The sequence below is a fragment of the Magnetospirillum fulvum genome (assembly GCF_900108475.1).
In the GTDB taxonomy this organism is placed as follows: Bacteria; Pseudomonadota; Alphaproteobacteria; order Rhodospirillales; family Magnetospirillaceae; genus Phaeospirillum; species Phaeospirillum fulvum_A.
On record NZ_FNWO01000001.1, the window covers coordinates 409,959 to 429,739 of the forward strand.

21 protein-coding genes are annotated in these 19,781 nt (G+C 64.0%); 13 read left to right on the top strand and 8 right to left on the bottom strand.

The window, feature by feature from the left end; genetic code table 11:
* Position 1 precedes the first annotated feature (1 nt).
* From BLW40_RS01780 to BLW40_RS01790, 3 genes are read left to right on the top strand one after another with little or no spacing between them, the layout of a single operon-like run.
* Positions 2-616, top strand: a complete 615-nt coding sequence (locus BLW40_RS01780; protein ID WP_074764885.1) for a response regulator transcription factor — start codon at positions 2-4, stop codon at positions 614-616.
* Positions 613-2,214 (top strand): ATP-binding protein, encoded by a 1,602-nt coding sequence (locus tag BLW40_RS01785; protein WP_074764887.1) that lies wholly within the window; start codon positions 613-615, stop codon positions 2,212-2,214. Before BLW40_RS01780 ends, BLW40_RS01785 begins: the two co-directional genes overlap by 4 nt.
* Complete coding sequence (locus tag BLW40_RS01790) at positions 2,211-2,837, top strand: response regulator transcription factor (protein WP_074764889.1); 627 nt, start codon at positions 2,211-2,213, stop codon at positions 2,835-2,837. The genes BLW40_RS01785 and BLW40_RS01790 overlap by 4 nt, the downstream gene beginning before the upstream one ends.
* Here the strand turns inward: BLW40_RS01790 and BLW40_RS01795 are convergent.
* Positions 2,825-3,691: an SDR family oxidoreductase gene (locus tag BLW40_RS01795; RefSeq protein WP_074764891.1), complete on the bottom strand. Its 867-nt coding sequence runs from the start codon at positions 3,689-3,691 to the stop codon at positions 2,825-2,827. The two genes, BLW40_RS01790 and BLW40_RS01795, sit on opposite strands and share 13 nt — an antisense overlap.
* 50 nt (positions 3,692-3,741) lie before the next feature.
* On the opposite strand from BLW40_RS01795, the gene BLW40_RS01800 reads away from it, so the two are divergent.
* Positions 3,742-4,491, top strand: coding sequence for a tetratricopeptide repeat protein (locus tag BLW40_RS01800; protein WP_074764893.1), 750 nt, complete (start codon positions 3,742-3,744; stop codon positions 4,489-4,491).
* 1 nt (position 4,492) lies between these two features.
* Here the strand turns inward: BLW40_RS01800 and BLW40_RS01805 are convergent, their stop codons facing one another.
* Positions 4,493-4,771 (bottom strand): BolA family protein, encoded by a 279-nt coding sequence (locus tag BLW40_RS01805; protein WP_074764895.1) that lies wholly within the window; start codon positions 4,769-4,771, stop codon positions 4,493-4,495.
* A gap of 257 nt (positions 4,772-5,028) precedes the next feature.
* Between BLW40_RS01805 and BLW40_RS01810 the strand changes: the two genes are divergently transcribed.
* Both BLW40_RS01810 and BLW40_RS01815 read left to right on the top strand, forming a co-directional pair.
* Positions 5,029-6,042, top strand: coding sequence for a TerC/Alx family metal homeostasis membrane protein (locus BLW40_RS01810; protein ID WP_074764897.1), 1,014 nt, complete (start codon positions 5,029-5,031; stop codon positions 6,040-6,042).
* A gap of 76 nt (positions 6,043-6,118) precedes the next feature.
* Positions 6,119-6,685, top strand: coding sequence for a Panacea domain-containing protein (locus BLW40_RS01815; RefSeq protein WP_074764899.1), 567 nt, complete (start codon positions 6,119-6,121; stop codon positions 6,683-6,685).
* Between the two features lie 27 nt (positions 6,686-6,712).
* On the opposite strand, the gene BLW40_RS01820 is transcribed toward BLW40_RS01815, so the two are convergent.
* The 3 genes from BLW40_RS01820 to BLW40_RS01830 form a co-directional block, all read right to left on the bottom strand.
* Complete coding sequence (locus tag BLW40_RS01820) at positions 6,713-7,873, bottom strand: hypothetical protein (protein WP_074764901.1); 1,161 nt, start codon at positions 7,871-7,873, stop codon at positions 6,713-6,715.
* A 32-nt stretch (positions 7,874-7,905) separates the two neighbouring features.
* The gene (gene spbR / locus BLW40_RS01825; protein WP_083386575.1) at positions 7,906-9,024 is read right to left on the bottom strand and encodes a SpbR family protein; all 1,119 of its coding nucleotides are present in this window, start codon (positions 9,022-9,024) and stop codon (positions 7,906-7,908) included.
* Positions 9,025-9,086: 62 nt separating this feature from the next.
* Positions 9,087-9,794 carry a glutamine amidotransferase gene (locus BLW40_RS01830; RefSeq protein ID WP_074764903.1) on the bottom strand — a complete coding sequence of 236 codons (708 nt, stop codon included), beginning with the start codon at positions 9,792-9,794 and terminating at the stop codon, positions 9,087-9,089.
* A 160-nt stretch (positions 9,795-9,954) separates the two neighbouring features.
* On the opposite strand from BLW40_RS01830, the gene BLW40_RS01835 reads away from it, so the two are divergent.
* The 6 genes from BLW40_RS01835 to BLW40_RS01860 all read left to right on the top strand — a co-directional run bounded on the left by BLW40_RS01835 (position 9,955) and on the right by BLW40_RS01860 (position 15,649).
* Positions 9,955-11,697 (top strand): peptidase domain-containing ABC transporter, encoded by a 1,743-nt coding sequence (locus tag BLW40_RS01835; RefSeq protein ID WP_074764905.1) that lies wholly within the window; start codon positions 9,955-9,957, stop codon positions 11,695-11,697.
* Positions 11,694-13,226: an HlyD family type I secretion periplasmic adaptor subunit gene (locus BLW40_RS01840; protein ID WP_083386576.1), complete on the top strand. Its 1,533-nt coding sequence runs from the start codon at positions 11,694-11,696 to the stop codon at positions 13,224-13,226. The genes BLW40_RS01835 and BLW40_RS01840 overlap by 4 nt, the downstream gene beginning before the upstream one ends.
* Before the next feature lie 166 nt (positions 13,227-13,392).
* Positions 13,393-13,797, top strand: a complete 405-nt coding sequence (locus BLW40_RS01845; protein WP_074764907.1) for a flagellar biosynthesis repressor FlbT — start codon at positions 13,393-13,395, stop codon at positions 13,795-13,797.
* Positions 13,794-14,213 (top strand): flagellar biosynthesis regulator FlaF, encoded by a 420-nt coding sequence (locus tag BLW40_RS01850; RefSeq protein ID WP_074764909.1) that lies wholly within the window; start codon positions 13,794-13,796, stop codon positions 14,211-14,213. Before BLW40_RS01845 ends, BLW40_RS01850 begins: the two co-directional genes overlap by 4 nt.
* Before the next feature lie 140 nt (positions 14,214-14,353).
* Positions 14,354-15,004 (top strand): hypothetical protein, encoded by a 651-nt coding sequence (locus tag BLW40_RS01855; protein WP_074764911.1) that lies wholly within the window; start codon positions 14,354-14,356, stop codon positions 15,002-15,004.
* Positions 15,005-15,109: 105 nt separating this feature from the next.
* Positions 15,110-15,649, top strand: coding sequence for a hypothetical protein (locus tag BLW40_RS01860; protein ID WP_074764912.1), 540 nt, complete (start codon positions 15,110-15,112; stop codon positions 15,647-15,649).
* Positions 15,650-15,691: 42 nt separating this feature from the next.
* Here BLW40_RS01860 and BLW40_RS17575 read toward each other — a convergent pair whose 3' ends face one another.
* The 3 genes from BLW40_RS17575 to BLW40_RS01870 form a co-directional block, all read right to left on the bottom strand.
* Positions 15,692-15,859, bottom strand: a complete 168-nt coding sequence (locus BLW40_RS17575; RefSeq protein WP_170834509.1) for a hypothetical protein — start codon at positions 15,857-15,859, stop codon at positions 15,692-15,694.
* 237 nt (positions 15,860-16,096) lie between these two features.
* Positions 16,097-17,029 (bottom strand): DUF1848 domain-containing protein, encoded by a 933-nt coding sequence (locus BLW40_RS01865; RefSeq protein WP_074764914.1) that lies wholly within the window; start codon positions 17,027-17,029, stop codon positions 16,097-16,099.
* Positions 17,030-17,118: 89 nt separating this feature from the next.
* On the bottom strand, positions 17,119-18,798 hold the full coding sequence (locus tag BLW40_RS01870; RefSeq protein ID WP_074764916.1) for a methyl-accepting chemotaxis protein: 1,680 nt from the start codon (positions 18,796-18,798) through the stop codon (positions 17,119-17,121).
* A gap of 496 nt (positions 18,799-19,294) precedes the next feature.
* Between BLW40_RS01870 and BLW40_RS01875 the strand changes: the two genes are divergently transcribed.
* A complete protein-coding gene (locus BLW40_RS01875) occupies positions 19,295-19,726 on the top strand; it encodes a CBS domain-containing protein (protein WP_074764918.1) in 432 nt (143 codons plus the stop codon).
* Positions 19,727-19,781: the final 55 nt, after the last annotated feature.

Below are 19,781 nucleotides of genomic sequence, written 5' to 3' on the forward strand. Positions count from 1 at the left end.
GATGACCGGATCGGTGGTGTTCATCGTCGATGATGACGAGGCGATCCGCGACGCCTTGTCCTGGCTGTTCCAGTCGCGCGGTGTCGCGGCCGAGACCTTCGCCTCGGCCGAAGCGTTCCTGGCGCACTGGCACCCCGGCCTTTATGGCTGCGTCGTGCTCGATATCCGGATGGACGGAATGACCGGGATCGAGTTGTTCGACCGCCTGCGCGAAACCGGCGCCGGGATGCCGGTGATCTTCCTGACCGGCCATGGCGACGTGCCGATGGCGGTCGCGGCGGTCAAGAAAGGCGCCCGCGATTTTGTCGAAAAACCGTTTAATAACAACGATCTGGTCGATCGTGTTATCGAGGCGCTGGAATGGGCCGACCAGCAACGCGAAGTCGATGCCGCCGGGGCCTGTCTTGCCGCCCGACTCGATACCCTGACCCTGCGCGAGCGTCAGGTGATGGAGCGGGTGCTGGCGGGCAAGCTCAACAAGGTGATCGCCGACGAACTCGGTATCACGATGCGGACTGTCGAGGTCCATCGCGCCCGGTTGTTCGAGAAAATGGGGGTCAAGACCGCGGTTGAACTGGCCCAGACCCTGGCCGCGCCAAAGCGCTCTCTCTCATGACCCGGTTGCGCCACCAGGGACTGGCTTTAACCGCTCTGTTGATCGGCTATATCGCGATCGAATGGATCGAATACGGGCAGGGGCAGGTTCTGATCGGGATTGAACCGCTCGATCCTTCGGTCGGGCTGGCCTTCGCCGCGCTGCTGCTGGGCGGTCCGCCGCTACTGCCGGTGGTGGTGGCGGGCGAGATCGCCTCCTCCTTGTTCCGCTTCGGCGGTCAGCTTCCGCTCGTGGCGGTGCTGCTTCCGGCGCTGACGCTGGGGATCAGCTGGGGACTGGCCGCCCTAGTGCTGCGCCGCTTCGCCAATCTTCGTCTGGCCGGTCAGCGCGACCTGTTCCTGTTGATCGTCGTGGCGGCAGCAGCCTCGCTCGCCACCGCCGCAGGCGATGCGGCCGCCTTCTGGCTCGCCCCCTGGTCGCAAGACGGCGAAGTGACCCAGGTGCTGACGCGGGCCTGGATCGGCGACATGATCGGGGCAATGGTGGTGACGCCGCTGCTGCTGGTGATGCGTCCGCCTTTGCCGCTGCCCAGCCGCGCCGCGATGATCGAGGCGGCGATTCAGGGCGCGGTGGCGCTGGCGATGCTGTGGCTGCTGTTCCGTCTGCCCGCCGCCGCCGAATGGCAATTGTACGATCTGCTGGTGCTGCCCTCGATCTGGGCGGCGGCCCGGTTCGGCGTCCGCGGCGCGGTGGTGATCAACATCGTGTTGCAAATCGGGATGGTCGCGGCCTTCGTGATGGTGGTCAAGGATGCCGACGCCGTCACCGCCTATCAGTTCCGGATGCTGGTTTTGACTCTCTCCACCCTGTTCCTGGGCGTGGCGGTGACCGAGCGGCGCTCGGTCGAGGACACCCTGCGGCGACGGCAGGACCAGCTTGACCGCTGCGCCCGGCTGTCGCTGGCGGGAGAGATGGCGGCGGCGCTGGCCCACGAACTGAACCAGCCGCTGTCGGCGGCGCTGACCTATTCGCGGGCGGCGCAACGTCTGCTCGATTCCCCCGGCGGCGATCCGGCCAAGCTGCGTGCGGCGATGAACGGAGCCGCCACCCAGGCCGAGCGGGCGGGAATGATCATCCGCACCCTGCGTGAATTCATCGGCCGGGGCGAACTGAACCGCCAGCCGCAATCGCTGCCCGCGCTGGTGCGGGATTCGCTGGCGCTGCTGGAACCCGATTGCCAGCGCGGCGGCATCAAGGTCGAAGCGGTGCTGGACCGCGCCTTGCCTCTGGTTCTGGTCGATGCCGTCCAGGTCCAGCAGGTGCTGCTCAACCTGCTGCGCAACGCGATAGAGGCGATGGAACCAGCCCTCGGCCCCCGCCGTCTGGTCACCGTCTTTGCCCGCCCAGCCGAGCCGGGAACGGTAACGGTCGAGGTCGCCGATAGCGGCCCCGGCCTCGATCACGATCTGGTGGCGCGACTGTTCCAGCCCTTTTCCACCACCAAGGCCGCAGGCATGGGCTTGGGACTGGCGATCTGCCGTACTATCATCGAAGCCCATGGCGGCCGATTATGGTTGGCTGGCAACGGTCCCGGCGGCTGCGCGTTCCGCTTCACCTTGCCGGTGGCCGCACCGACTTCGACAGGAGGACAGACATGACTCGGCCGCTGGTTCATATCGTTGACGACGATCCGGCAGTGCGCGACTCGCTGTCGATGCTGCTGGAAGCGGCCGATCTCGCCCCGGCGGCCTATGCTGACGCAGAAACCTTTCTGGCCGAAGCGGCGCTGGACAGTCCCGGTTGCGTCGTCGCCGACGTGCGAATGCCGGGGATGAGCGGGCTCGACCTGCTGCGTCTGCTGAACCAGCGCCGCCTCGACCTGCCGCTGATCGTCATCTCCGGCCATGCCGACGTCGCGATGGCGGTCGAGGCATTAAAGGAAGGGGCCGCCGACTTCATCGAGAAGCCGTTCGACGACGAGACCTTCCTGCGCAGCACCCGCGAGGCGCTGGACCGGGGCGAACGCAGCTTCCGCCAGCGCTGTCGCCGCGACGAGATCGAAGCCCGCTTCCGCACCCTGACCCCACGCGAAGGCGAGGTGATGGAACGGGTGGTGCGCGGAATGCCGAACAAGGCAATCGCCGCCGATCTGACGATCAGCGTTCGCACCGTCGAGATTCACCGCGCCCGGGTGATGGAAAAAATGGAGGCCGACAGCCTGTCGGCGCTGGTGCGAATGGCGCTGAGCCTGGAGGATTCGCCTGAGGCTCAGCCGGGCTGATCGCCGCCCCGCTGACGTTTCGCGATCGCCGCCAACCCGTCGCGATAGCTGGGATAGGCTAGATCGACCCCCAATTCCTCGCGCATCCGCCGGTTCGACACCCGCTTGTTGTCGGCATAAAATCCCAGCGCCATCGGCGACAGGGTCGCCCGCGCCTCATCCCAGCCGATCTCGGGCGGCGGTTCGACCCCCAACAGGGCACAGGCGTACAGGATCACGTCTTGCGGCGGAGCGGGATCGTCGTCGCACAGATTGTAGATCGTCCCCGGCGCGGGACGGTCGAGCGAGGTCAGCACCGAACGGGCGATATCCTCGACATGGATGCGGCTGAACATCTGGCCGGGTTTGTTGATCCGCCGCGCCGTCCCCGCCAGCACCTGCTCGATCGCCGACCGCCCCGGCCCATAGATTCCGGCGAGACGGAACAGATGCAGCGGTAAACCGGTCGCCCGCCACGCCTGCTCGGCCTCAAGACGACGACGCGAGCGCTCCTGAGTCGGATCGGGCGGCGTGGTCTCATCGACCCAGCCGCCGTTATGGTCGCCATACAGCCCGGTGGTCGATAGATAGCCGACCCAGCGCGGGCGCACCGCCTGCATGTGCGCCGCCATCACCGCGACGACCGGGTCTCCGGCGGGATCGGGCGGCACCGTCGATAGGATCGCGGTGACGCCCTCCAGCGCGCCTGCGGGAAGCGGACGGTCGCGGTCGAAAGCAAAGGTCTCGACCCCTTCCAGATCGTCGGCCCGGCCCGACCGGGTGGTTCCGGCGACGCTCCAACCGCGCGCGAGCAGAGCGCGGGCGACTGCCTTGCCGGAATAGCCCAGGCCGAACACGAAAAATTTCTCGTCCATCCCGCTGGCCTCCCTTGCATCGCCCACGCTTTTGACGACACTACCGCCTCATGACCCGTCCCGCCATCGCCCTTGTTCTGCCCCTGCTGTTGCTGCCATGCGCCGCGCGGGCCGAAATCATCGAGCCGCAGCGCGAATACCGCGCCTGCCTGTCCCTGGCCCAATCCAAGCCCGACGAGGGCTGGGAGGAGGCGATCGCCTGGCAATCGCTGGGCGGCGGCGAACCCGCCCGCCATTGCGCCGCCCTGGCGCTGATCGGACAGGGCAAGTACGAAGAGGGGGCCAAGCGGCTCGAAGCCCTGGCCCAGCAGAGCCGCCGCGAGGAAAGCCTGCGCGCCGAAATGCTGGCCCAGGCGGCGCAGGCCTGGATGCTGGCGACCCAGCCGGAACGGGCGCTGGCCGATCTCGATACCGCGCTGGGGCTGGTGCCGGGCCAGCCAGACCTGATCCTCGACAAGGCGGTTCTGCTCGCCAGTCAGGGCCACCATGCCGAAGTGGTCGGTCTGCTGACCGGATTGCTGAAGGCCCAGCCCAACCGGGTCGAGGCCTTGACCCTGCGCGCCAGCGCCCAGCGCCTGCTCGACCATTCCGCCGAGGCGGAAAAGGATATCACCCGCGCCCTGGAGTTGGACCCGGCCTATCCCGACGCGCTGCTCGAACGGGGCATGATCCGCCGGGGCGGGGGCAACGAGGCGGGGGCGCGAGCCGACTGGATGCGGGCGATCGAAATCGCCCCCGAAGGCCCCGCCGCCGACACCGCCCGGCGCAATATCGAGCTGATGGACGTCAAGGTGAAATAGCTTAGGCGGCGCGGTCTTCCTGCGGCGTCAGCGCGGTCAGGGCCAGGGCATGGACCCCGCCGACGCTCAATTCCTCGGCCAGCAGGGTGTGGACGATGCGATGCCGCTCGACCCGGCTTTTGCCGGTAAAGGCGTCGGACACCACCACCAGGGCGAAATGGGATTCTTCGCCCGCATGCGTGCCGTGGCCGGCATGACGGGCGGATTCGTCTCGGATATCGAGCCGGGTCGGGGCAAGGTTCTGTTCGATCTTCTGGCGCAGGCTGGCGGCGACTCGCATAAGGCCTTCCTTTCGGCGATGGGACAGCAAAGCTCAGATGGGAGCGCAGCCGCGCCGGATCAAGTTGGACCAAAGCGACTCGCACAAACCGCACCTTGGGCGAATTGCTAATGTTGCTCCACCGCCTTACGGTTCAACTTATAAGTAAACACCGCTATGAACGCGGCCATATTGTAGACCAGACTCCGCTCTGATAAAGTGCCGCCTTCACCTCTCCCCGCCCGTCCGTCGCCGCCGATTCAAGGATTGACTCCCTTATGGCCCATTTCGGCTTTCCGCTCGAAACGATCCTGATCTTTTTTTCGGTGATCGCCTTTTCGCTGTTCATCGATTTGTTCGCCCATCGGCGGAAAAAAGAGATTTCGATCCTCGATGCCAGCCTGTGGTCGGGATTCTGGGTCAGTCTGGCGCTCGGCTTTTACGCCTATTTGTGGGTCCGCTTCGACAAGCAATGGGCCGACCTTTACCTGGCGGGTGTCGCCCTCGAAAAATCGCTGTCGATCGACAATCTGATGGTCTTCATGGCGATCTTTGCCTCGTTCGGCATCCGGGGCGCGCTTCAGCACCGCATCCTCTATTGGGGCATCGTCGGGGCCTTGGTGTTCCGCGCCCTGTTTGTCGGAATCGGTACCGGATTGTTCAGCCTTGCCCCCTGGGTCGGCTTCCTGTTCGCCGCGATCGTGGCCTGGTCCGGGGTCAAGATGCTGACAGCCCGCCATGACGCCGAGGAAATCGCTGATTATTCAGACCATTGGGCGGTGAAGATAACCCAGTCGGTGATGCCGATCTTCCCCCGCCTCCAGGCCGAACGGTTCTTCGTCACCCGCGCCATCGTCAACGATCTGGCCAAGGCCGATCCTTCGCTGAAACTGGCGAAGGATGCGGCGGTGTTCGCGACGCCCGCGTTTCTGTGTCTGGTGGCGATCGAGACCTCCGACGTGATGTTCGCCTTCGATTCGGTTCCCGCCGTGATCGCGGTGACCCAGGAACCGCTGCTGGTCTATGCGGCGATGATCTTCGCGGTGCTTGGCCTGCGCTCGCTGTATTTCATCCTTGCCGCTTTGACCCAGTACCTCGTCCACCTTGAAAAGGCAGTGATCGCGCTGCTGTTCTTCATCGCCTTCAAGCTGACCGTCCAGGCGGGCGAACACACCTTCGGCTGGGACTTCGTCCATATCGAGCCGAATGTCAGCCTGATGATCGTGCTGGGCACCCTGGCGGTTGGCATCCTCGCCTCGCTGGTCTGGCCGGGCAAGAAAGAGGATTCGTAGAAAGGGCGGCGGAGCCTTCCCTCCGGGCCGGGGCTGGGGCTATGATCTGGCCCCGGTTGCGGAGTCCCCCCAAGCCATGACCATCGCGGTGAAATCCTGTCTCGACGTCGTGTTCCGCCTGTCCGATCTGGCGTTGAACGACCGCGAATATATCCAGCCGCAGAAGCTGCACCGCCTGCTCTATCTCGCCCAGGCCTATTACGCGGTGGCCTATGACGGTCGCAAGCTGATGCCCGCGACCTTCGTGACGGATTCGTTCGGCCCGGTCGAGCCGACGGTGTTCCACCTCTTCGCCTATGGCCGACCGCACATGATCGAGCCGCATCCGCTGTCGGCGCAGGCGTCGCATTTCCTCGATAGCATCTGGCGGCGGTTCGGGGTTCTGTCGGCCGACAAGCTGACCGCCAAGGTCGCCGACCATCCCCCGGTAGCGCTGGCGATGGCCAAGGGGATCAACGTCGAAATCACTTTCGCCGAGATGGTGGCGTTCTATACCGCCGAGGCGGCGACGCGAAAGGCGGGCTCGCGGGTCGATCCGCTGGAGCAGGTGGTGCGGCCGCGCGTGATGCGCTCGCAATCGGGCAAGCCGGTCAGCGTCGTCTCGTGGAAGCCGAAAACGGTCCCCGCCCCCAAAAAGGACTGACCACGTCGCCCGACCCGCCCGGTCCGATCACAGACCGCGTTCGAAATCGACCGGGGCGCGCAGATAGGCGGTGAAGATGTCGGGCAGCTTGCGCCGCAGGTCGGTATCGGGATCCTCAAGTTCGAGCTTGGCGACCGAGATCTTCTCGCAAAACATCTTGGTCAGCTTCTTATTGCCGGGAGTCCCGAAGATTTCGGTGAACTTCTCTTCGCCCAATTTCTCGGTTCCGACCTCGAGGAAGATCGGAATCTGCGAAAATTGCAGGAAGCGGATGATCTGATTGATCGAATCGGCCGACAGGATGTGCAGATGGCTGGCCATCTGCTCGAGATCCTTGGCGTTCTGGACCTCCATCGCTTCGAGACGGTCGCAATCGACGCACATTTCCCAGAACTTCTCGCCCATCTTGTCGTAGACGGCACCATGGAGAAAGTCGTAGCGCTCCTTGCCAAGGAAGGCGATCCCCTTCGCCGCCAGCGGTTGGGTATCGAGCATTTCGCGCATCATCGCATCGGACATGATCCGCTTGGCTTGATCCATGCTGTGACGGCCGATATCGGCCAGCGCGGCGATGCCTTCGGGGGTGCGCAGCGTGGTCAGTCCGCGCCCTAATTCGCGGATCAGCTTGACCGGCAGTTCGGCAAAATAGGGGATCAAAGGCACCTGCCAGTCGTAATCGAGGTAATCCTTGATCGCGTTGTAAAACTGGTCGGCCTGGGTCGGCTGCGGCTTGGGGATTTCGGCCTCGCTCCACTTGCCCGAGACCAGATTGGTCAGTTTCTCCAGCAGGGTCTTCGGCTCGGTCTTGACCGGGGTCTTCGGGGCCTCGGTGGGAACGAAACGCTTGATTCCATATGCCTTGGCCCCGGAACGCACCACCATGCTGATGATCTGGTCCAGGCTGCGCTCGCAGCGGAGCGGACGGTCGTCCTCGGTCACCGGAGCGCCCGTCGCATCGACCAGGAAGTCCTGAAAATGCTCGCGTCTCGTGCGAATCAGCTGCATGCAGGCATGGAGCAATTCCGGCGTCGCCAGCACCGAGGCATAGGGATCGGGAAAGCTCGCCAGCGCCGGGATCAGGCTGGTGAGACGCTCGGTAATCGGTCCCTTGATGGTGGTGATGATATCCCGACGATTCCGCACATCGGGATCGGGTTTCTTGGGCGCAGTTACAGTGGCAGTAGCCATCCCATCGTTCCTCGTCAGCCGCGACCCAAACGTCACGAGCCCTTCACGGAGGCGGGGAGACGGTTCAGCTTGGCCAGCAGATATTCCAGATCGTCATTTTCGAACTCGACGCCAAGGTCGCCATACTGGGTCAAAATCCGCTCAATCATCCGGCGTGAAAACCTCTCGCGATCATGTGGACCGCCGTCATACTCCATTTCATAGGAAACATCGACAGCAGCCCGCATCGCGGCAAAAAACGGCCGGGGCAGACCGGCTTTCTCGAACAGAGCCTCGAACCCGCGCTTGCCGGCGTCGTGGATCAGGGTGCGACAATTCTCGACCTTGATCCGGGCCAGCTTGGCCAGCGCCAGTTCGAAGAACGGCATGTCGCCCATGCTGACGGCGCGCAGGATGATCGACGGCGTCAGCCGCCCGACCTGATAAAGGTGATCGACCAGCGGCGCGGCATTGGATTCCGAGTTGGACAGCCCCAGCACCGCCAGTTCGCGCGCCTGGATCATCACGGTGGCGACCGCCTCGGGCGACAGGTCGCGGCGGGCGAGAAGATGCTGGCGCAAATGCTCGGAAACCTGGGTCAGCAGCCGCTCGGCGACCGAAACCGGCAGCGATTTACGCTCGACCAGCGATTTGCCGACGCTTTCGCTTTCGCCATAACGATCGACGACATGGGACAGGGTGTGCTCGTTGAGATCGGCCCCTTCGTTCGAAACCAGGGTGGCGACGGCGGTCTCGTTGCCGGTTTCGATCAAAGCGTCGGCGAGGGTGGAGGAGACGGTCTGACGACCGGCAACCGCGACCTGTTTCCCTTCCGCGCCCTGACTGTGGATGATCTCGATCAGATCGTCATCGGTCAGCACTTCGGAGAATTGCAGCATCGGCAGCGAGACGTCATCGACATCGCTGGCCAGCGCCAGGGCGACGTCGTGGGGGACGGTGGGATTGTCCTTGAGTTGACGGACCAGCGCTTCGCGCACCCGCACCTCGGCGTCGTGGACCATCAGGCGAAAGATGTCCTCGGCCACCTTGCGCTCGTCGCTGCTCAGCCCCTGATGCTGGGACGCGATTTTGCCTGCGATCTCGATCCGCGTCTCCCCGTCAGGGTTCGACAGCAGTCGCTTGACGTCGTCCTCGTTGAGCATCTGGTCCAAGGTTATTGCCCCTCCGATCCTCACCGATCATACAATGGTTCGATCACACTGAACAGGTAGGACTAGGCCAAAAGTCGAACCCCGTCGAGGAACCGGCCGAGAAGACGGGTTCCCTGCTGCTCCAGCGCGGCGGCATGGCGGGCGGTGGCAGCGCGCAGGTCGGGCACCGACAGACCGGCCTGACCGATTTCGGCGGCATGGCCGATAAACCAGCGTTCCAGCCCCCGCGCCGTCCCCTCGACATGGAATTGCAGCCCCAGCGCCGCACCACCGTGCAGGAACGCCTGATTGGGGGTGATCGCGGTCGAGGCCAGCGCCGCCGCGCCAGCGGGCAGATCGAAGGTGTCGCCATGCCAGTGCAGCACGTCGATCCCGGCCAATTCGCAGAGCGGCGAGGCCATCCCGGCGTCAGTCAACGACAAGGGAGACCAGCCGATCTCGCGCCCGGCCGGATTGGGATGGACGCTGGCCCCCAAGGCCCGGGCCATCAACTGGGCCCCGAGACAGAGGCCGATCAGCGGACGGCCCGAGGCCAGCCGGGCCTCGACCAACCGCAACTCGTCGCGCAGGAACGGATAGATCGCGTCGTCATAGGCCCCGATCGGTCCGCCCAACACCACCAGCAGGTCGGGAGCGAGCGGATCGAACCCGGACAAATCGTCGTAACCTGCCTCGTGATAGGCGATGTCGAATCCGGCCCGGCGAAGATACGGCTCGAACGAACCGAGATCCTCGAAGGCGACATGGCGAAGGGCGGCGCACGTTTTCATCAATTACAGATAGCTTGCCAGACAGGCTTCGTCGAGTCCCGACAACAACGAAATTGGTGCGATTTTTATCGTTTCCACCGCCCCTGCCGTCACCGGGTCGGTCCGGGGCCTCTGCACTTTCCGTTTGCATCCCGTCCGGAGCCGAGGCCAAATCGCCAAGATGAGCGACGACCGTGAAAACTGGCTGAAACCAATTCTGGAACCGCTGCGATCGGTGATGCGGGAATTGCTGATCGCCTCGCTGTTCATCAATCTGATGGCGCTGGCCGTGCCGATCTTCGTGATGCAGGTTTATGACCGGGTGATCGGCCATAACGGGCTGGCGACCTTGCAGGGACTGACCATCGGCGTCGCCCTGCTGTTGGGGTTCGACTGGGTCATCCGCACCTCGCGCGGGCGGATCATGCAGACGATGGCGCTGCGGATCGATGTCGATGTCGGTACCCGACTGTTCGACAAGATGACCCATTTGCCGCTGCGGAGCCTGGAAAGCCGCCCGGCCTCGTTCTGGCAGACCCTGTTTCGCGATGTCGATACCATCCGCAACACCGTGTCGGGCGCGACCGCGATCCTGCTGACCGATCTGCCCTTCGTCTTCATCTTCCTGGGGGTGATTTTCGTCATTGGCCGCCCGCTGGCGTTGGTGTTCGTGGTGCTGCTGGCCGCCTTCGCGCTGCTGGCCTGGGCCTCGGGCCGCAGCGTCTCCGAGGCCACCGGCAAGGAAAAGAACGTCCAGACCGGTCGCGACGCCCTGATCGCCGAGATCATCGCTGGTCGCGCCACGGTCAAGGCGGTCGCGCTCGACGGCGCGCTGCGGCCGCTGTGGGAAGAGCGGCAGGCCGACGCGATCGAACAATCGATCCGGCGCGGCGCCACCGCCGACGGCTTTGTCAATCTGGGCCAGACCCTGACGATGCTGGGCAGCGTCGCGCTGACCACCGTCGGCGCGCTTTTCATCATCGACCACGAACTCAGCATGGGGGCGCTGATCGCCTGCAACATGCTGTCGGGGCGATTGTACGGTCCGATCAACCAATTGGTGGGCGCGTGGAAGGGATTTTCCTCGTTTCGCCAGTCGGTCGATCGGCTGGGCGACGTCTTCGCCGAGAGCGAGGAACGGCGCGATAGCGGGCTGCGGCGCGAACGCCCGACCGGTCGGATCGTGCTGGAAAACGTCACCTTCGCCTACGATCCGGCATCGCCACCCGCCGCCCGGATCGAACGGCTGGAGATTCGCCCTGGCGGACTGACCGCGATCCTCGGCCGCAACGGCAGCGGCAAGACCACTTTGTTGAAGATTCTGCTCGGCCTCTATCCCCCGGCCGAGGGGCGGGTTCTGCTCGACGGCGCCGACATCGCCCAATTCACCCGCACCGAACTGGCGGGGTGGATCGGCTATGTGCCGCAGGAATGCGTGCTGTTCAACGCCACCATCCGCGACAACATCGCCTATGGCGCGCCGGGCTGCGACGACGAAGCGATCCTGGCCGCCGCCCGCACCGCCGGGGTTCACCATTACATTGTCGATCTGCCCGACGGCTATGCCACCCCGATCGGCGAGGCGGGGTCGCGGCTGTCGGCGGGTCAGCGTCAGCGGATCGCGATCGCCCGCGCCCTGATCGGCGATCCGCCGGTGCTGCTGCTCGACGAGCCCTCGGCCAGCCTCGACCGTCAGGCCGAGGAAGAGCTTCGCGCCACCCTGGCCGAACTGGGCCAGAGCCGGACCGTGGTGATCGTCACCCATAGCCCGGTGCTGTTGCCAATCTGTCGCGACGTCGTGGTGCTGGACAAGGGCGCGATCACCGCCGCCGGTCCTGCCGCCGAAACCCTGAACCGGCTGTTCGGGCCGCGTCCGGCCCCCTCCCCCGCCGGGCTGCACATCAGCGTCGGAGGCGCGACATGAGCGAATCCGCACCGCCGCCCGCCCTGGCGCAATCGCCGGGACGCCACATCCTCTCGGCGCTGCGCCGCGCCTGGGCCGGGCTCCGCTGGCTGTTCGCCCCGGAAAGCTGCCCCCCCGAAGAGCGGCCCAGGGGGGCTCTGGCCCTGCCCGCCCGGCTGGTCCGGGGCGCGGTGGCCTGGGTTCTGCCGCCGCTGGCCCACCCCGAGCCGCCTCTCGGATCGACAGCGGACACCGGTCACCGGCTGTACCGGCTGGCCGAAACCTATCCGCTGCCGACCTGGCGTCCGCTGGCCCGGATCGCGATGACGCTGACCCTGGTGTTCCTGCTGTGGGCGGCGCTGGCCCGGCTTGACGAGGTCGCGATTGCCGAGGGCGAAGTGGTGCCCGAGGGCAAGGTCAAGGTGATCCAGCATCTTGAAGGCGGCACGATCCGCGACATTCACGTCACCGAGGGGGCCGAGGTGACCGAGGGGACGCCGCTGATCCAGATTGATTTGCCGGTCAGTTCGGTCAATCGCGAGGAGCTTGTCGTCCGCCTCGACGGCTATCTGCTCCAGCGGGCGCGGTTGCAGGCCGAACAGAGCGGCCAGCCGATCGTCTTCCCCGAGGCCGAGGCCCGCCGCCGTCCCCAACTGGCCGACTCCGAGCGCCGCTCGTTCGAGGCCCGACGCCAGACCCTGCGGGCGACCGTCTCGGTGATGCAAGACCAGATGCGGCAAAAAGGGCTGGAGGTTCAGGAATACGAATCCCGCCAGCGGGCGCTGGTCACCAGTCTGCGGCTGGCGCAGGAGCGGCTAGATATGTCGCGCGATCTGATGAAGTCGGGTCTGGCCTCGCGGATGGAGCATGTCCAGATCGAATCCCAGACCGAGGAGTTGAAGGGACAGCTTGAAACGGTGCGCTCGTCGATCCCCCGCGCCCAGGCCGCCCAACAGGAAGCGCGCAGCCGGATCGAAGAGGAGCAGAGCCGCTTTCAACGCACCGTCCAAAGCGAACTGGCCGAAGCCGAACTGAACGTCGCCCGCACCACCGAATTACTGTCGCAGGCGACCGACCAGCAGCGCCGCACCGTCGTGCTGAGCCCGATCGACGGTATCGTCAAGAATCTGCGCGCCAACACGATCGGCGGGGTGGTCAAACCGGGCGACCCGATCATGGAACTGGTGCCGCTGCGCGAACGGTTGCAGATCGAGGCCAAACTGAGCCCGATGGATCGCGGCTATGTCCAGACCGGCCAGCGCGCCACCGTCAAGATCAGCGCCTACGATTTCACCACCTATGGCGGGCTGGAGGGCGATGTGATCCTGGTCGCGCCCGACACCACGGTTCCCCAGACCCCCAACGCCCAGCCGTTTTATCGGGTGGTGGTGCAGACCGACCGCGCCTATATCGGCGACGAGACGGCGAAGCGGATCATCAGCCCCGGCATGCAGGCGACGGTCGAAATTCATACCGGAACCCGGACGGTGCTGGAATATCTGGTCAAGCCGGTGCTGAAACTGCGCCACGAAGCCTTCCGCGAGCGCTGATCCGGGCATGACGGGGGAATCGATATGGCTTATAAATTCGGCTTTGGTCCGATAAGGGATCAGTCTCGCCGCTCTGTTCCGTCCGTCCGCGTCGGGACCGACATGCCGGATGGCCAAAACACGGCGGGCGTTTTGCAGTTACACTCGGTCACTTCCAGAGGAAACGATGTCGCTCAAGATTAACCTGGCGCAAGGCGAATCCATTTTGATCGGCAAGGCCAAGGTTCAGAACGGCGGCAGCGGCCGTTGCGTTCTGATCGTCAGCGGCAGCGAGAACGTGCTGCGCGAAAAGCGCATCATGCGCGAAAAGGACGCCACAACCCCGGTCCGACGGTTATATTTCTTAACTCAAAGCATCTATCTTGCCGATGACAAACCGATTTTGTTCGACCTGTACCATCAGATCGCACGAGAGGCGGTGGCGGCATGGCCCATTCTCACCGGCCCCATCACCGACATCGGGGAACTGATCCTGGTCGAGCGCTATTACGACGCTTTGATGGCCTGCCATGCCTTGGTCGACATCGAGCGGGAATTGATGGGCGAAGCTGCTGAGGAGACACCGAAATGACCGTCAACGCATACGACCAGACCCAGCGGGACATGTCGACCGGCCGGGCGGTCGAGGCGCGCGCCCTGACCCGATGCGCGATGGCCTTGAACGATGCGATGGCCTCGAAAGACCCCGACGCCTTGTACGAAGCGGTTCGGCTCAATTACCGGCTGTGGCTGCTGTTCTATTCGGAAATCGAAAAGAATCAGGTCGAATTGCCCCAGCCGGTTCGCAACAACGTGCTGGCGCTCGCCTCCTATGTCGTCAATTCCTCCACCCGCGCCTTCGCTGGCGAGGTGAAGGTTCTTGAAACCCTGATCAACATCAACCGCAACATCGCCGCCGGTCTGATGGAGACGCCCCCCGGCAGCACCGAGAGCGCCTCCAATTCCGGCCCGGCGCCCCAGGTTCCGTTTCAATCGACAATGGCGTAGCCCGCCACCCGATCGACCGCCAGGAGATTGTTGTTTTGTCCATCGACAAGGCGTAAAGTAACACCAGATCGGTTTGTCGGATTGCGCCCGAAGCGGCGGAGACACCGATCGGCGGAACGCCCTCAGAAGAGGTTACGATCATGGCCGACAGCAGCGTCAGCAGTTCATCGTCATCGGCTCTCCTCGCCAGCACCCCGGGCGGGGTCAAGTCGTGGCAGAAGCTCGTCAATCATCCCGAAAGCCAGACCCGCCAGTCCGCGACCGATATCGGCTGGGTCAAGCGCAACGACAGCCGCCTCAACGTCGTCAGCAACATAAACTCGTCCGATACCGAACAGGACTTGAAGTTCAAGGTGATGACCTCGGGCAAACTGGCCTTCACCACCCAGTCGGACAAGGCAATCCACGTTCAGTTGATGAACCAGAACGGCCAGATGATCGCCGACAGCGACAGCAAGAGCGGCAAGCTGTACGACAATTACCAATCGCTCCTCAGCAGCGAGCTGACGGTCCAGGCCGACACCTATATCCTCAAGGTCACCCGCGATTCGTCGGTCGCCCCCAAGGCCGACCTCAATTACGCGGTTCAGATCAAGATGGGCGACACCTTCGTCAACGATTACGTCACCCGGATCGCGGCCAAGCCCAAAACCGACACCACCACCGCACAGGTGAGCAACCCGGTGACCGGATTGATGCCGGCGGTGCTGGCGGCTCAGAACAGCTCGGGCTACACTTTCGATCCCGCCGCCAACGCCGCCATTTTCGACATTCTCACCAGCAAGGGCTAAGCGATCCGGCGCAAAATTCGGGCGAATATCTTGCCACTTATGCTATCGGGGAGCGATCAAACCTCTCCGCTTGCCCGGCAACAGATTTGCCCGTACCTTTGCGGGATGAAGAGCCAGACCGTCCGCCTTGCCGCAACCCTCGCCGTCCTGCTGCCGTTGCTGGCGCAGGCGGGGTGTACGCGCAGTTCTTCTCCCGAAAACAATGGGGCCGCCCCCGGCTCGCCCCAATTGGTCACCGACATTCCCCTCCCCAGTGGAGCCGGAATCGATCAGGACCGCTCGCTGATCCTGTCCGACCGCGACCGCTGGACCGGGCGGGTGGTGATGGTGCTGACCAATTCCGCCAATGACATGACCAATTTCTATCAGACCCAGATGCCCGGCTTCGGCTGGCAGCCGCTGATGAGCATCACCAGCGAAACCAGCATCCTGACCTATCTGCGCGGCGACCGGGCCGCCACCGTCCAGATCGAACGCCGGTCCGTGCTGGGCTCGATCGTCACCATCACTGTCGCCCCGCGTCAGGCGGATGGTGCCAGCGGCGCAAGTGGCGGAAGCAGCGATTACACTGCCCCCGCCCCCCGTTCCGCTCCGGCCGAACGAATCCGGTCCGAACCGCTCCCGGCGCCAAGCGCACGCCGGTAACGGCAGGCAGGGATCAGTCGGTCGGATCTGCTGTGGTTTCGGTTAACGCAAACGAAGACGGACTTCGTCCAACAGCGACATCAGCGACTCGACGACGACACCGTCGCGAGCCATCAAATGGCGAACCATCGGATCGCCAATCACCTCGTCAAGCGAGGGTTCGGCATTGCCGGCATAGCAGGCCGGACGGCGGGACCGATGATCGAACACCCGAGTTACGATCCGGGCGGGTTGGCGAGGGCCGACGAGAGTCGGGACGGCTTTAGTCGCGCCTGACAGCATGGGAGCCTCCTCGTCTGGAAACAATCAACCGATGAAAACCATACGACATCGCGCTCAAAATGCCAAAGTTAATTTGGTTTCATTTTAATAAATAGTTTCGTCGTCTTTCCCTTTCAGAAATATGACTATCGGACAAGGTCCGGTATTGGCCCGAGTTATGTTGCATCACAGCAAAGTCGGTATTTCGGCTGTGGGTAATACCCAGGCAGGTCGAAAAAGAAATTCAGAATCAGGGTCGTGTTCGGCGAGTCTTATCCTGGCCTGTTCGCGCGATCCGACCGCATAACAATAGGCGCAGCCATGCGGACAGGTGTCGTACTCGCCGATATCGCGACTTTCGTGACACTGACAGCCGGGGCGGGTGCCGCGCGGTCGCGCTGGAATCGAGCGGGGATAGCCCCACCCCGCCGCCACCCGCTCCAGCCGACGGGCATCGACGCAGCGGCCGGGCTCTGCCTCGGGAACGATCAGTCCGGGCTGGGCGCACAAAGTCGGCCGCATCCCCCGCGCCCGCGCCATCCCGGCCAGCCGGGTCAGCAGCGCCTGCTTGTCCTCGGCGGGCGGATCGACCCAGGTAAACCCCTCCCCCTCTGCCGCCGCGAGAGTCAGGTTGCGCTCGGTCTTGCGATAGAGAGTGGCGCACGAGATCACCACCTCATCGACCGCCCCAGCGAGGGCGTCGGCCAGGGCGGCAAAGGTCTCCAGATGCCACGAGGGCGGCGTCAGCGAGGTGATCAGCACCGGATCGTAGCGCCACACCACCACGTCCGGCCCGTGACGCGCCGCCAGATCGCGGATCAAGGCGACGGCGCGGGCGGGGTCGATCACCGAGCGTTCCAACCGGCGGGGATAGCCGGTCACGGTGTAATGCAGGATGAAGGGGTATCCGGCGGCCCGGACCTCGTCGAACGCGGCTTGGAACGGCGCCGGGTTGCGGCTCCAAAACACATAGCCGTCGATTCCGGCCCGCAACGGAATTGTCGAGATTTGCCGTCCATAGGGATTGACCGCCCGGACCCATCCGGCGCGAAAGCGGTTGAGAAACCAGCGGCCGTAAAAAGCCGGGATGTCGGTACGATAACTCGCCGAAATGATCATGCCGGATGAAGCCTCATGCCGGGGGCCGACGACGATCTCGCATCGGCCCCCGATCTGTGCCCTGCGCCGGGGCGAGTTTAGCCCAAACCTCAGCCCTCGCGCACGTTGGAGAGGAACTGGCTGACCTCCCCGCGCAAGACGTCGCATTCGCGGCGCAGACGCCCGGCGGCGTCATGCACGCCCCCGGAAATCTGCCGGGTCTCGGTTACCGCCTGGGTCACGTCGGCGATGGTATGGCTGACCAGGATCGTTCCCGACGACGCCTGATGGACGTTGCGGGTGATTTCCTGGGTCGCCGCCCCCTGCTGATCGACCGCGGCGGCAATCGCCGTCGTCGAATCGCGGATAGTGTCGATGATCCCGGCGATCGAATCGATCGCGCCGACGGCAACGGCGGTGGCCTGCTGGATTGCCGAGATCTGCTCGCCGATTTCCTCGGTCGCCTTGGCGGTCTGGTTGGCGAGGTGTTTGACCTCTCCGGCGACGACGGCAAAGCCCTTGCCCGCCTCTCCGGCCCGGGCCGCCTCGATGGTGGCGTTAAGCGCGAGCAGATTGGTCTGGGCCGCAATGTCGTTGATCAGGTTGACGACGGCTCCGATCCGCTGCGCCGCCTCGGCCAGACCGCGCACATGCTCGCTGGTCCGCCCGGCCTCGGACGAGGCTTCGATCGCGATCCGGGCCGAATTGGTCACCTGACGGCCGATCTCGCCGATCGACGAGGTCAATTGTTCGGTCGCGGCGGCGACGGTCTGGACGTTGGCCGAAGCCTGCTCCGCCGCCGAGGCGACAGTGATCGAGCGATCCGACGTCATCTCGGCGGCCGAGGACATCTGGGCTGCGTTGCGTTCGAGATCGACTGCGGCGGTAGCGACAACGTCGAGCGCACTCGTCGCGGCGGCATCAAAGGTGCGGGCGAGACCGGCGATGCGGTGGGCGGCAGCGGTGCGGCGAGCCTGCTCGGTCTCGCGGGCGGCTGCCATCTCGCGGTTCTCGATCATCCGCTGGCGGAACACGTCCAGCGCCTCGGCCATCCGGGTCAATTCGTCATTGCCGCTGTCGGCGACGATCGGACTGTCGAGGTCGCCTTCGGCCAGCGACAACATCCGTTCCGACTGGGCACGGACCCGCCGCCCGATTCCGTGCGCCACCAGCAGACCGACCAGCACCGACAGGGCCAGGGCGATCCCGCCCGCCCCGGCGATCAGGCCAAGCGCCCGGCGGGTTTCGATCTCGACATCGTCGGTATAGACGCCGGTGCCGATCATCCAGCCCCACGGATCGAATCCGGCGGCATAGCCCAACTTGGCCGACGGCACCGTCTCGCCCGGCTTGGGCCATTGGAAGGGCAGGAAATCGCCGCCGCGCCGCGCCGCGCGGATCAATTCGTCGATGGTGCGGACGCCATTGGAATCGACGGTGTCCTTCAGCTTATAGGTTCCCTCCAGATCGGTCTTGATCGGGTGGGACAGCAGCTTGCCGTCGTAATCGTAGACGTAGAAATATTCCTGGCCGGAAAAGCGGATGGCCCGGATCGCATCGCGGGCCAGAATTTTGGCCTGGTCCTCGTCCATCCGACCGGCCTTGGCCTCGGCGTGCAACGAGCCGACCACCCGAACGGCGGCTTCGGTGACGCTTTTGATCTGGAGGCGATGGGCGGCCTCGATTTTGTCATGGACGATATTGGCGGCAAAAATACCCACCAGCAGAATCGCCGCCGCCGACAGGATTGGCATCAGAAGAATCTGTTGCCGAATGCTAAGTGCCTTCATGGGGATAGATCCCTTGGTCATTCCAATTGGAGATTTTCCCCTCCCCGCTTTGCCCGCTTTCTGCGATTTTATTTTTCCGGCATCATCAGGAGAATTAAAAGAAAGGGTTGAGATTCAACCTGATGCTTCAGCTTAACGAAACATATAATGCTTCCTCAATTTTATACAAATCTACAAAGGCATATCCGCATATTTCGACAGGTCTTAAGCTTAGGGTAATCTTGACCCAACCCTAGCCAACAGGCTTGGTCGATTATAACCTCTAGGCTAGTTCTGCTGGCGAAAGCGGTAGGTTTGACCAAGACAGGTCGCCTTTTGCCGCCGCGTCGTCTTGGCCGGTCTGCCTGCCTTCCAAGCGGAGGTAGGGATTTCCACCGATGGGGAGGCATTGAAACGCAAGCCCTTCGGCCCCAACTCTAGACTCATTACAGGACACCTTCGCCATCCCAGCATGGACGAAGGACGGGTCATAGGTTCGGGTCGGAAGGATACAATTATGTCAGTCGCTGCCATTCTCGACATCAAAGGTCATAACATCTTCACCATTCGGCCCGATCACTCGGTCGCCGACGCCGCCGCCCTGTTGTCGGGCAAAAAAGTCGGCGTCGCCGTCGTGTGCGACAGCTCCGGCGCCTTGCTTGGTGTTCTGTCCGAACGCGACATCGTCCATGGCATCAGCCAGTACGGCAAGGCGGCGATCGACATGCCGATCCGCAACATCATGTCGAGCCCGGTAGTGACCTGTGCACCCACCGATTCGGCCAAGGGAATCCTGGTGGTGATGACCGAGCGGCGCATCCGCCACCTTCCGGTCGTCGCCGATGGCCAATTGTTGGGAATCGTCTCGATCGGCGACGCGGTCAGCTACCGTCTGCGCGAAACCCAGCTTGAGGTCGGTGTCCTGCGCGATTTCGCGGTGATCCGCTGATCCCAATTCGCATTTGCTGCGGTGCAAAAAATCCATTTGCGCTCGCTTGCGATTG

Bases quoted from the DNA above. Each gene is read 5' to 3' on its own strand.
- BLW40_RS01780 (WP_074764885.1), top strand. From the start codon at position 2: ATGACCGGATCGGTGGTGTTCATCGTCGATGATGACGAGGCGATCCGC.
- BLW40_RS01785 (WP_074764887.1), top strand. From the start codon at position 613: ATGACCCGGTTGCGCCACCAGGGACTGGCTTTAACCGCTCTGTTGATC.
- BLW40_RS01790 (WP_074764889.1), top strand. From the start codon at position 2,211: ATGACTCGGCCGCTGGTTCATATCGTTGACGACGATCCGGCAGTGCGC.
- BLW40_RS01795 (WP_074764891.1), bottom strand. From the start codon at position 3,691: ATGGACGAGAAATTTTTCGTGTTCGGCCTGGGCTATTCCGGCAAGGCA.
- BLW40_RS01800 (WP_074764893.1), top strand. From the start codon at position 3,742: ATGACCCGTCCCGCCATCGCCCTTGTTCTGCCCCTGCTGTTGCTGCCA.
- BLW40_RS01805 (WP_074764895.1), bottom strand. From the start codon at position 4,771: ATGCGAGTCGCCGCCAGCCTGCGCCAGAAGATCGAACAGAACCTTGCC.
- BLW40_RS01810 (WP_074764897.1), top strand. From the start codon at position 5,029: ATGGCCCATTTCGGCTTTCCGCTCGAAACGATCCTGATCTTTTTTTCG.
- BLW40_RS01815 (WP_074764899.1), top strand. From the start codon at position 6,119: ATGACCATCGCGGTGAAATCCTGTCTCGACGTCGTGTTCCGCCTGTCC.
- BLW40_RS01820 (WP_074764901.1), bottom strand. From the start codon at position 7,873: ATGGCTACTGCCACTGTAACTGCGCCCAAGAAACCCGATCCCGATGTG.
- BLW40_RS01830 (WP_074764903.1), bottom strand. From the start codon at position 9,794: ATGAAAACGTGCGCCGCCCTTCGCCATGTCGCCTTCGAGGATCTCGGT.
- BLW40_RS01835 (WP_074764905.1), top strand. From the start codon at position 9,955: ATGAGCGACGACCGTGAAAACTGGCTGAAACCAATTCTGGAACCGCTG.
- BLW40_RS01840 (WP_083386576.1), top strand. From the start codon at position 11,694: ATGAGCGAATCCGCACCGCCGCCCGCCCTGGCGCAATCGCCGGGACGC.
- BLW40_RS01845 (WP_074764907.1), top strand. From the start codon at position 13,393: ATGTCGCTCAAGATTAACCTGGCGCAAGGCGAATCCATTTTGATCGGC.
- BLW40_RS01850 (WP_074764909.1), top strand. From the start codon at position 13,794: ATGACCGTCAACGCATACGACCAGACCCAGCGGGACATGTCGACCGGC.
- BLW40_RS01855 (WP_074764911.1), top strand. From the start codon at position 14,354: ATGGCCGACAGCAGCGTCAGCAGTTCATCGTCATCGGCTCTCCTCGCC.
- BLW40_RS01860 (WP_074764912.1), top strand. From the start codon at position 15,110: ATGAAGAGCCAGACCGTCCGCCTTGCCGCAACCCTCGCCGTCCTGCTG.
- BLW40_RS01865 (WP_074764914.1), bottom strand. From the start codon at position 17,029: ATGATCATTTCGGCGAGTTATCGTACCGACATCCCGGCTTTTTACGGC.
- BLW40_RS01870 (WP_074764916.1), bottom strand. From the start codon at position 18,798: ATGAAGGCACTTAGCATTCGGCAACAGATTCTTCTGATGCCAATCCTG.
- BLW40_RS01875 (WP_074764918.1), top strand. From the start codon at position 19,295: ATGTCAGTCGCTGCCATTCTCGACATCAAAGGTCATAACATCTTCACC.